This is a genomic window from uncultured Corynebacterium sp. (genome assembly GCF_945649885.1).
In the GTDB taxonomy this organism is placed as follows: Bacteria; Actinomycetota; Actinomycetes; order Mycobacteriales; family Mycobacteriaceae; genus Corynebacterium.
In genome coordinates this window covers 17,098-27,242 of record NZ_CALZFS010000022.1, presented here as the reverse complement: position 1 = coordinate 27,242, position 10,145 = coordinate 17,098, and the positions used below count along the sequence as shown (strand labels likewise).

Sequence of the window (10,145 nt, the reverse complement as noted above, 5' to 3'; positions counted from 1 at the left end):
CTCAACGTGCTCCAGGGAGAGCTTCTTCTGGTTGATCAGGTCCTGGGCGCGGCCCGGGGTGGCCACCAGCAGGTCCACCGGTGATGCCAGTGCGGTGATGTTGCGGTTAATGTTCACGCCACCGACAACAACCAGGACGCGAAGCCCCATGGCCGCTGCAGGATCCTGCAGTCGCTCACTGACCTGTGCGGCGAGCTCACGGGTGGGGACAAGAACCAGGCCACGTGGGCGTCCCGGCTTAGAGGCGCCGGACTTTGCCAGACGTGTCAGCATGGGCAGACCGAAGGTGAAGGTCTTGCCGGAGCCGGTGGGGCCACGGCCAAGGACGTCCCGGCCAGCCAGTGCATCAGGAATTGCTGCTTCCTGGATGGGGAAGGCATCCGTGATGCCCTGTTTGCGCAGATCCTTCACAATTGGATCCGGCAGATTTAGTTCTGAGAATGTAGTCATCGCTTCCCAGCGTAGTCTGCGCAGGTCAATAAAAGTTAAACGTAGATTTTAGTGATCAAGGTAGGGATCCCGGATACCGATGTACTGCAGTTGGGTGTACTCATCAATTCCCTCAGCACCACCTTCGCGTCCCAGTCCGGATTGCTTGACTCCACCGAAGGGCGCCGCCGCATTGGAGATGACCCCAGAGTTGACACCCAGCAGTCCGAAATCCAGCTGATCAGAGACACGGAACATCCGGGACTGGTCACGGGTGAAGATATAGGAGGCCAGCCCGTATTCGGTGTCATTGGCCAGTTTGATGGCTTCCTCCTCTGTGCGGAAGGTGACCACCGGGGCCACGGGGCCGAAGATCTCCTCACGTAGAATTCCGGCGTTGGCTGGGACATCGATAAGCACCGTTGGCTGGTAGAAGTATCCGGCTCCCTCGCCAGCAGCACCACCGGTGAGCACGCGGGCGCCGTCCTTGACTGCGCCCTCAACCAGCTTTGCGACGTTATCGCGCGCCTCAGCCTCGATCAGGGGGCCGACGGTGACACCCTCATCGAGCCCGTCACCCAGCTGAAGCTCATTGATACGGTCAGTGAGACGCTGCGAGAACTCATCCACCACGGACTCATGGACCAGGAAGCGGTTGGCTGCTGTGCAGGCCTCGCCGATATTACGCATCTTGGCACCCATCGCACCGTCCACAGCCACGTCCAGATCCGCATCCTCAAACACGATGAAAGGGGCATTGCCGCCCAGCTCCATGGAGGTCCGCAGTACCTTATCCGCCGCCTTCTTCAGCAGCTGTCGTCCCACAGCGGTCGAACCGGTGAAGGAGACCTTCCGTAGACGGTCATCCTCCATGATCGGTTCAGAGATGGCACTGGCCGAACTTCCGGTGACCACATTGAGCACACCGGCGGGCAGGCCGGCATCCAACATGGTCTGGGCAAAATACTGTGCGGTCAACGGGGTCAGGCGGGCAGGCTTGAGAACCATGACACAGCCCGCCGCAATCGCCGGTGCCACCTTGCGGGTCGCCATGGCCAGTGGGAAATTCCACGGCGTGATCAGCAAGCACGGACCCACAGGTTTGCGCACGGTGAGCATGCGGTGGGTACCTTCCGGTGTCACACCATGGCGGCCCTGAGACCGCACAGCTTCTTCAGAGAACCAGCGCATGAACTCATTTCCATAGGTCACCTCACCGCGGGCCTCCGCTAGGGGCTTGCCCATCTCCAGGGTCATCAGCGTGGCAAAGTCCTCCGCACGCTCATTGATCAGTTCGAAACCGCGACGCAGAATCTCCGAACGCTCACGGGCCGGGGTCCGTGCCCACTCAGCCTGAGCAATGCATGCAGCATCCAGAGCTGCCACCGCATCCTGACCGGTGGCAGAGGACAGCGTGGCGATGGTTTCCCCGGTGGCGGGATTTTCCACAGTGAAGGTCCCGCCATCAGAGGATTCCCGCCATCTGTCACCGATCAGTAGTCCGGTGGGAACCCTGGCCAGAAGTTCCTGTACATCCACGGTCGCTGCGTTGGTCATGGCAATCACTGGTCCTTAAATCCTTAGGCAGAGGTGTTCTCCGGGCCGAGGATACACCCCGCATGGATGTGCTAGAGCTTGTCATATTTATCAGATCGTCCGCGGGCCTTCTCCACGGGATATTTGCGTTCAGTGACATCCAGCTTATCCAGGATGATCTTCTCCGGATCAAGGTCCAGCGACATCGCCAGGTAGAGACAGTAGGTCATCACATCCGCCAGTTCATCCCGTACCTCCTCAACTGCTGAGGTAGGTTGGCCATCCATGCTCCACTGGAAACACTCCAAGAGTTCTGCGGCCTCAATACTGATGCTCTTGGCGAGGTTCTCCGGCGTATGGAACTGCCCCCAGTCCCGTTGCTGCGAGAATTCCCATAACCACTTCATCAGATGTTCAGTGCTCATGTGCCGAGATTATCAGCCGACCTGATCAGTCGAGATGCAATAAGTCCCCGGTGGGTTCACATGAAAGGAACCACCACCGGGGACTTGAGCTACTTAAACAGTGATGTTGAGCAGTGTGTGTTTATGACTGGATTTCACTGCGGTCACCGGACCACAGGGTATGGAAGGTGCCTTCCTTGTCAATGCGCTGGTAGGTGTGCGCACCGAAGAAGTCGCGCTGACCCTGGATGATCGCCGCTGGCAGACGCTCTGCACGCAGGGAGTCGTAGTAGGCCAGGGAAGAGGTGAATACCGGAGCAGGAAGTCCCAGCTGGGTGACGTAGATGACGATCTTGCGCCAAGAATCCATCAGACCCTCCAGCTCGCCCTTGAAGTATGGGTCCAGCAGAAGAGAAGGCAGCTCAGCATCATTGTCATAGGCATCGACGATGCGGTTGAGGAACTTCGCACGGATGATGCAGCCTCCACGCCAGATGGTGGCCAAGTCGCGGGGATCAATGCCCCAGTTGTGGACTTCGGATCCGGCCTTGATCTCATCAAAGCCCTGTGCGTAGGCCACCAGCTTGGAGGCGTAGAGTGCGCGGCGGACGTCCTCGATGAATTCAGCCTTGTCCACACCGAGCTCGTTGAAGTTCATCAGTGCGCCGGTGGGCAGGTTGTCCTGGGCGGCCTTGCGCTGATCCAGGGAGGAGGACAGTGCACGGGCGAACACAGCCTCGCCGATGGCGGTGGTGGGGACACCCAGATCGAGTGCTTCCTTGACGGTCCAGCGGCCGGTGCCCTTCTGGCCGGCGGCATCGAGGATGACATCCACGAGCGGCTTGCCGGTTTCAGCATCCACCTGGCGGAGGACCTCAGCGGTGATCTCGATAAGATAGGAGTCCAGGTCACCCTTGTTCCACTCAGCGAAAACATCAGCGATCTCAGCTGGTTCCATGCCGGCGCCGAAGCGGAGCAGCTGGTAGGCCTCGCCGATGACCTGCATGTCGGCGTATTCGATGCCGTTGTGGACCATCTTGACGAAGTGGCCGGCACCGTCTGGGCCGATGTGGGTCACGCAGGGGACACCATCAACCTTGGCTGAGATGGATTCGAGCAGTGGGCCGAGTGCTTCCCATGATTCCTTCGGGCCACCGGGCATGATGGATGGGCCGTTGAGGGCGCCTTCCTCACCACCGGAGATGCCGGCACCGACAAAGTGGCGGCCACGGGCAGCAATCTCCTTCTCGCGACGAATGGTGTCGGTGTAGAGGGCGTTGCCACCATCGATGATGATGTCGCCTTCTTCCATCGCATCTGCCAGCTGGTTGATCACTGCGTCGGTGGCGGCACCGGCCTGGACCATGATGATCGCGCGACGTGGCTTCTCCAGTGCTGCGACGAAGTCCTCTACGGTCTTGGTCGGAATGAAGTTGCCGTCGGTGACGTAATCAGAGATAAGCTTGTCGGTTTTGTCGGTGCTGCGGTTGTAGACAGCCACGGTGTGACCGTTGCGGGCGAAGTTGCGTGCGAGGTTGGAGCCCATTACGGCCAGACCAACCACACCAATTTGTGCGAGGGAATCTGCGTTTGTCATAGTTATGATCATACTCACCTTGATGCAGCATGTCAGCAAGAAGCACCTAAAGGTAATATCATTTAAGTCACATTTCACATCTTTGATACAGATAGGGTTGAAAACATGCCTCAAAATGAACTGCAGGACATTCTCTCACTGGCAAAGATCGCCGTGGAGCGACCATTAAGCACTGAAGAGCTGGGCATGCTCAACAATGGAAACTTCGGCCTGGACCGAACCCTTGGACTGCGCTACGTCGACGTTGGCCCCGACAAAGTTGTGAGCGAACTACGCGTCACCGCCAAGCATCTCCAGCCGGCAGGTCTGGTCAATGGTGGTGTCTACTGCGCGATTGCCGAATCCACCGCATCCACAGCAGGTATCATCTTCGGGCGTGGTAAACCCGTGGTGGGCGTCAACAACAACACTGATTTCATCGCAGCGGTGAAGGACGGCATCATCCGCGCAGAGGCAACATCGATCCAACGTGGTGGACGCACCCAGGTGTGGCAGGTGCTCTGCACACACAATGGGGAACTGGTGGCACGCACGACGCTGCGCACCATGATTCTGGGCTGAGACGCCTCCTGACCATCAACAGGAAACCCTGTTGGTCATTTCTTTCCTATACTCGGCCTCATGTCCACATGGAAAGAAATCACCACCAATAACCCATCCCACTCAGAGAACTACGCCCAACGCTGGAGGGATCTCGCAGCGCAGGGCGAGGACATCTACGGCGAGGCTCGCCTGATCGATGCCATGTCCAAGCGTGGCTCCAAAATTCTTGACGCGGGCTGTGGTCAGGGCAGAATCGGTGGCTACCTAGCTAAACAGGGCCACGATGTGCTCGGCACCGATGTGGACCCTGTCCTCATCAACTACGCCAAGGAGGATTTTCCGGAAGCCCGCTGGGTGGTGGGAGACCTCTCCGCAGACCCCATCCCGGAGGATGACTTTGATGTCATTGTCTCCGCAGGCAATGTGATGGGCTTCCTGGCGGAAGAGGGACGCAAACCTGCCCTGGAAAACCTCCACCGGGTGCTGGCGCCAAGCGGACGAGCCGTTATCGGCTTCGGTGCCGGCCGCGGCTGGCACTTCGGTGACTTCCTCCTCATGGCCCGCGAGATCGGGTTCGAGCTGGAAAACGCCTACGAAACCTGGGAGATTGATCCCTTCCTGGAGGACTCCGACTTCCTGGTGGCAGTCTTCACCAAGCAGTAGTCCCCGCTGTACTAGATCCAGCCAAACCTGGTTGCCTGGTCAAAGAACTCACGTTCATGAACACAGGCACTTAAGTAGGCCTGGGCGGCATCCACACGCTGCCCGGGTCCAGCCCCAGCCATCGCCTCTTCCACACGGGCGATGGCTTTTCGCGTCCCAGCGAGGAAGTCCTCACCGGAATAGGTGCTCAACCAGTCCCGATAGGGATGTTCATCATGGTTCTGTGCCGCCAAAATGAGACCGATCTCGGCGTAGAGCCAATAACACGGCAGCACAGCAGCGGTACCCACCACGTAATCCTCACTCAACACCCGGGCAAGCAGGAAATCGGTATAGGCCATCGTCACCGGTGAGGGCGCTGATAGCCCGGTCTCTGCCAGTTCGCCACCCAGGTAGGTGCGGTGGAGTTCAGCCTCCACCACAAGACACTCAGCAGCACTTTGCGCCCATTCCACCTGGGCTGGAGCATCCGGTGCGATAGAACTCAAGGAGGCCAGTGCACGGGAGTACTGGCGCAGGTAGTGGGCATCCTGATCAAGGTAGAAGAAGAATTCCTCCTTGGATAATGTGCCGTTGCCCAGGGCCTGGATGAACCCGGATTCCAGGATCTGTGCCAGCACATCACCAGTGGCTTCCCACAGAGCAGTGGTGAAGGGGCCTGCCGGGGCAAGTTCTGGCACGGGACTCTTATGCTTTGCCGGCAGGGCGATATCAGCAGCAGTATCCCCGCTGAGCCCCACCACCTGCAGATGCTTCCAAGGAGTGGTGCTGGCAGCCTGCAGCATCCGCTGGTTCATGGCGAAGTGATCCACCGGACCATTCCCAGTACCCACCCGCAGACCATCAGAACCACGAAGTGCCTCATTAAGCCACCGGGTTGACCACTCCAGTGCTTCCTCGACGCTGGAACCTCCGGCAAGACGGGCAGCTAATGCAGCAGACAGGGAACAACCGGTGCCATGGGTGTTGGTGGTGGTCACCCGCGGATTTTTTACCGTGTGCACTGAGCCATCAGGATGGACAACCGCATTGTTGGCCTCCGGGCCCGTGAGGTGTCCGCCCTTGACAATCACGATCGCCCCGGTCTGGGCAGCAAAGCCACGAGCCTGCACAATAGCGTCTTCCAGGGTCGTGGCCTCAGGCAGAGCACACAGCTCTGCGAGTTCAGGGATGTTGGGGGTGATCACATCCACAGCGGCCGCCAGTTTCAGCAGTGCTTCAGTGGCATCAGCATCCAGCAGACTGTCCCCACTGGTGGCCACCATGACGGGATCAAGCACCACAGGACCATGTGGAGTGGTGCTCAACCACCGGGTCACCTGCCGGACTGTGGCAGCAGTGCCCAGCATTCCGAGCTTGACTGCATCGACCGTGACATCAGAAAACACCGCATCCAACTGCTGGTCCAGGAACTCTGCAGGTGGGGTGTGCACGGCGTTGACCCCATGGGTATTCTGCGCCACCAGGGCTGTCACCACAGACATTCCATAACCACCCGCGGCAGCAATGGATTTCAGGTCCGCCTGCACACCGGCGCCACCGGTGGGGTCAGTACCTGCAATGGTGAGCACACGTGGGCGTGAGGGCAGCGGACGGAACAGGGTGATAAGCTCTGCGGCCGCTTGTGCAGGATCAGCAGCAGCCATGATGTTTGACACCACGCAGAGCCCATCGATATCAGTGCGTGCCAGTCCCACCGCATTGGACTGGTCCACGCCACCGATGGCCACCGACGCCATGCCGTGTTGCTGTGCCACGGTGGCGATCTCTGCAACGCCGGCAACCCCAAGAGCAGAAGGTGCATCCGGTTTGGTGGCAGTGTCCCGGACAGGGCCCACCCCCACCACATCGGGAAGCCGTACCCCCTCCCGGGAACACTGCTCGATCACAGCCTGCAGCTGTTCCATGTTCTCAATGGTCAGACCCACCATCAGGTCATCAGGGAGTGCGCGACGTGCTTCAACATAGGCAATGTCGCCCTGCCCGATGTGCAGGTGGCAGCCCAGTTCATGGGCGATATCAAAACGATCATTGAGAAAGAGCTCCACACCGTGTGAGCCACACACGTCTAAAAGTTCAACAGTACGGGCACGGAAGACCTCCTCAGTGGCATGCTTGTCCCGCAGTTGAACCACGGTGACACCACCGGTGATGGCTTTGTCGACGATTCCCGGAACATGCTCCGGTCCGCCGCCGAGTTCTGGATCTGTGACCAGGTAGAGACTGAAATCAGTGGTCATGAAACTAGGCCTCCCGGATGCTGGTCAAGTCTGCCAACTGGGCTGGCGTGAGTTCATAGAGGGCGTCGATAAGCGCTACGGCGAAGGAGCCGGGCGCGGTGGCCCTGGTGGCGGCGATCTGGCCTGCAGCACCCATGTGGGCGTGAGCTGCGATCACAGCGTCGTGTGCGCTGATGTCAGTGTCTTTTATGGCACCCAGGTAGGCCGCGGTGAGCGCCCCCAGGGCGCAGCCAGTTCCGATGACCAGCTGCAACATCGGATCTCCGGAGCTTAACCAGGTGATGCGGTCAGCGGAGACGATGAGGTCTTCCGGGCCGGTGACAGCGACGACTCCGCCGGTGTGGAGTGCCAGTTGCTGGGCAGCAGCCAGGGCGTCAGCAACCTCATCGGTGGCATCCACACCGCGGCCACCTGCGCCGAGTCCGGCAAGAGCCACAATTTCAGAGGCGTTGCCACGGATTGCACTGGGGTGCTTATCGACGATTCCCCTCGCGAACCCGGTGCGCTCAGCAAGACCTCCGACACCGACGGGATCCAACACCCATGGTGTGCCAGCAGCGTTGGCTCCCGCAACTGCTTGGCGCATGCCTTCGTATTGTTCTGCCGACGGTGTGCCCGGGTTGATGAGGACACCCGTGGCCACCTGCGCGAAATTATAGGACTCCGTTGGCGTGTCAGCCATCGCAGGTGTTGCGCCTGCAGCTAGAAGTGCATTGGCGGTGAACTGCATGACCACGGAATTGGTCAGGCACTGGACAAGTGGTGTGGTGGTGCGCACGTGTATGAGCGCATGAAGATATGAGTCAGCCATCAATGGGCTATCCCTTCGCTAGTACGAGCTAGAGCAGGTTCAACGGGTGTGATCTCAGCGTGTCCTCAGCATGTAGCTGTGGCAGGCACCCCGTGCCTAGTTTCAGAGCCTAGCAAATGGTGTGATCGTAAACTCAGTCAGCCATAGCATTGCTTGAATATGGGGGGCGGAGGGCAAAGAAAAACCTCCCCGATCCCTTCGGTGAAGGGATGGGGGAGGTTAGTTAAAAAGCTGTTTACTTCTGCTTCTTCTTGGCGGTGCCGAAGCGGGTGGTGTCACGTAGCTCGATTGGGGTGTCGAGTTCCTTGTCGTCGATGGCCTCGCTGAGCTTGGCCAGCGCGGTACGCGCATGGAGCTGCTGGCGGGTGGTCTCCAGGTTCCAGCGCTTGGGGGACATCACGTTGAGGCCCCAGCTGACAGTGGAGACCATGCGGTTGCGGAAACCAACCAGGAACGTGAGGTGGACAGCCAGCCACAGCAGCCAGCCGATGAAGCCGGTGACCTCAACCTTGCCCATCTTCACCACGGCGGAGAAGCGGGAGACGGTGGCCATGGAGCCCTTGTCGAAGTAGTCGAAGTCTTCGCGCTCAGTGTTGGCGCGGCCTTCAACCTCAGCCTCGATCTGTTCTGCCACGTACTCGCCACCCTGGATGGCCACCTGTGCCACACCTGGAAGGCCATCGAGGGACATCATGTCGCCGACGACGAAGACGTTCTTATGCTCACCGACGGACAGGTCGCGGTTAACCAGGACACGACCTGCACGGTCGGTCTCAACACCAGCCTGATCAGCAACGAGCTTGCCCAGTGGGGAAGCGGCGACACCGGCGGACCAGATCTTGCAGAATGCGTCGATCTGGTGCTCTTCGCCGTCCTTGGTCTTGTAGGTGACGGAGGTTTCATCCACGTTGGTGACCATGGCGTTCAGCTTGACGGCGACGCCGAGCTTCTCCAGGGTGCGCTGGGCGTTGCGGCCCAGACGCTTGCCGAATGGAGGAAGAACCTGTGGAGCACCATCAAGCAGGATGATCTTCGCAGAGGATGGATTGAAGTTGTTGTACTCACCAGCCAGGGTGCGGTGGGCCATCTCGGCCAGCTGACCGGCCAGCTCAACACCGGTTGGGCCTGCACCAACGACGACGAAGGTCAGGAGACGTTCGCGCTCAATGGGATCGTTGCAGATCTCAGCGCGCTCGAAGGCGCCGATGATCCGGGCACGCAGCTCGAGTGCATCATCGATGGTCTTCATACCTGGTGCAAACTGTGCAAAGTGGTCATTACCGAAGTAGGACTGTCCTGCACCAGCGCCGACGACGAGGGAGTCGTACTCATAGACGCGGGTGTACTCGCCCAAGGAGGCGGTGACGGTCTTGTCCGCGATGTTGATGTCGGTGACTTCACCCTTGACCACGTTCGCGTTGTCCTGGCCGCTCAGAATCTGACGGGTGGACGGTGCGATTTCGCCGGAGGACAGGATGCCGGTGGCCACCTGGTACAGCAGTGGCTGGAAGAGGTGGTGGTTGGTGCGGTCAATCAGGGTGACATCTACATCAGCCTTAGCCAGGTTTTTGGCGGTGAAAAGACCACCAAAACCGGAACCGATGACGACGACGTGGTGGCGGCCGCCTTCGGGGCGGGTTGGGTTCTCGGACATTATTGTCACAGTCTCCTGGTTGTTGAATGAAAGCTCGAGGGCGCACTGGGATCAGGGGGCGCCGCATACCTTGTACACAATAGTCCTCCACAAGAGAACCCACAGGATCGGGTGGCCCAAGCCTGTTTGTTTCTGTGAAAAATGTGGTGTTTGCGCCCGCAATTCCTTAAATGCAACCCAGAGTATGGCGTGTGTCACCACAATAGCAGTCACTTTAAAGTGGATGTCAGCTATCGCCTGCTTTATTCAGTTAAGTCGTGCCTCCGCC

At 59.3% G+C, this 10,145-nt stretch carries 9 protein-coding genes and 1 riboswitch; of the genes, 2 read left to right on the top strand and 7 right to left on the bottom strand.

Going from position 1 to position 10,145, the window contains the following annotated elements; translation table 11 throughout:
- From Q0M74_RS04030 to gndA, 4 genes are all read right to left on the bottom strand, one after another.
- Positions 1–450, bottom strand: a 450-nt coding sequence (locus Q0M74_RS04030) for a DEAD/DEAH box helicase (protein WP_293951759.1), incomplete at its 3' end; no start/stop codon positions are given.
- A 48-nt stretch (positions 451–498) separates the two neighbouring features.
- On the bottom strand, positions 499–1,986 hold the full coding sequence (locus Q0M74_RS04025) for an NAD-dependent succinate-semialdehyde dehydrogenase (RefSeq protein ID WP_293951758.1): 1,488 nt from the start codon (positions 1,984–1,986) through the stop codon (positions 499–501).
- Between the two features lie 71 nt (positions 1,987–2,057).
- Positions 2,058–2,390 carry a nucleotide pyrophosphohydrolase gene (locus Q0M74_RS04020; RefSeq protein WP_293951757.1) on the bottom strand — a complete coding sequence of 111 codons (333 nt, stop codon included), beginning with the start codon at positions 2,388–2,390 and terminating at the stop codon, positions 2,058–2,060.
- Positions 2,391–2,511: 121 nt separating this feature from the next.
- Positions 2,512–3,966, bottom strand: a complete 1,455-nt coding sequence (gndA, locus tag Q0M74_RS04015) for an NADP-dependent phosphogluconate dehydrogenase (protein ID WP_293951756.1) — start codon at positions 3,964–3,966, stop codon at positions 2,512–2,514.
- 105 nt (positions 3,967–4,071) lie between these two features.
- Between gndA and Q0M74_RS04010 the strand changes: the two genes are divergently transcribed.
- On the top strand, positions 4,072–4,527 hold the full coding sequence (locus Q0M74_RS04010) for a PaaI family thioesterase (RefSeq protein ID WP_293951755.1): 456 nt from the start codon (positions 4,072–4,074) through the stop codon (positions 4,525–4,527).
- Positions 4,528–4,587: 60 nt separating this feature from the next.
- Positions 4,588–5,172, top strand: coding sequence for a bifunctional 2-polyprenyl-6-hydroxyphenol methylase/3-demethylubiquinol 3-O-methyltransferase UbiG (locus Q0M74_RS04005; RefSeq protein ID WP_293951754.1), 585 nt, complete (start codon positions 4,588–4,590; stop codon positions 5,170–5,172).
- A gap of 11 nt (positions 5,173–5,183) precedes the next feature.
- Here Q0M74_RS04005 and Q0M74_RS04000 read toward each other — a convergent pair whose 3' ends face one another.
- The 3 genes from Q0M74_RS04000 to Q0M74_RS03990 all read right to left on the bottom strand — a co-directional run bounded on the left by Q0M74_RS04000 (position 5,184) and on the right by Q0M74_RS03990 (position 9,877).
- Positions 5,184–7,412 carry a bifunctional hydroxymethylpyrimidine kinase/phosphomethylpyrimidine kinase gene (locus Q0M74_RS04000; protein WP_293951753.1) on the bottom strand — a complete coding sequence of 743 codons (2,229 nt, stop codon included), beginning with the start codon at positions 7,410–7,412 and terminating at the stop codon, positions 5,184–5,186.
- Positions 7,413–7,416: 4 nt separating this feature from the next.
- Positions 7,417–8,223 carry a hydroxyethylthiazole kinase gene (thiM, locus tag Q0M74_RS03995; RefSeq protein WP_293951752.1) on the bottom strand — a complete coding sequence of 269 codons (807 nt, stop codon included), beginning with the start codon at positions 8,221–8,223 and terminating at the stop codon, positions 7,417–7,419.
- Positions 8,216–8,326: riboswitch (TPP riboswitch) on the bottom strand. Its footprint overlaps the gene before it by 8 nt.
- A 132-nt stretch (positions 8,327–8,458) precedes the next feature.
- Positions 8,459–9,877, bottom strand: a complete 1,419-nt coding sequence (locus tag Q0M74_RS03990; RefSeq protein WP_293951751.1) for an NAD(P)/FAD-dependent oxidoreductase — start codon at positions 9,875–9,877, stop codon at positions 8,459–8,461.
- Positions 9,878–10,145 lie beyond the last annotated feature (268 nt).

Coding starts and splice junctions, on each gene's coding strand:
- Q0M74_RS04025 (WP_293951758.1), bottom strand. CDS start 1,986: ATGACCAACGCAGCGACCGTGGATGTACAGGAACTTCTGGCCAGGGTT.
- Q0M74_RS04020 (WP_293951757.1), bottom strand. CDS start 2,390: ATGAGCACTGAACATCTGATGAAGTGGTTATGGGAATTCTCGCAGCAA.
- gndA (WP_293951756.1), bottom strand. CDS start 3,966: ATGACAAACGCAGATTCCCTCGCACAAATTGGTGTGGTTGGTCTGGCC.
- Q0M74_RS04010 (WP_293951755.1), top strand. CDS start 4,072: ATGCCTCAAAATGAACTGCAGGACATTCTCTCACTGGCAAAGATCGCC.
- Q0M74_RS04005 (WP_293951754.1), top strand. CDS start 4,588: ATGTCCACATGGAAAGAAATCACCACCAATAACCCATCCCACTCAGAG.
- Q0M74_RS04000 (WP_293951753.1), bottom strand. CDS start 7,412: ATGACCACTGATTTCAGTCTCTACCTGGTCACAGATCCAGAACTCGGC.
- thiM (WP_293951752.1), bottom strand. CDS start 8,223: ATGGCTGACTCATATCTTCATGCGCTCATACACGTGCGCACCACCACA.
- Q0M74_RS03990 (WP_293951751.1), bottom strand. CDS start 9,877: ATGTCCGAGAACCCAACCCGCCCCGAAGGCGGCCGCCACCACGTCGTC.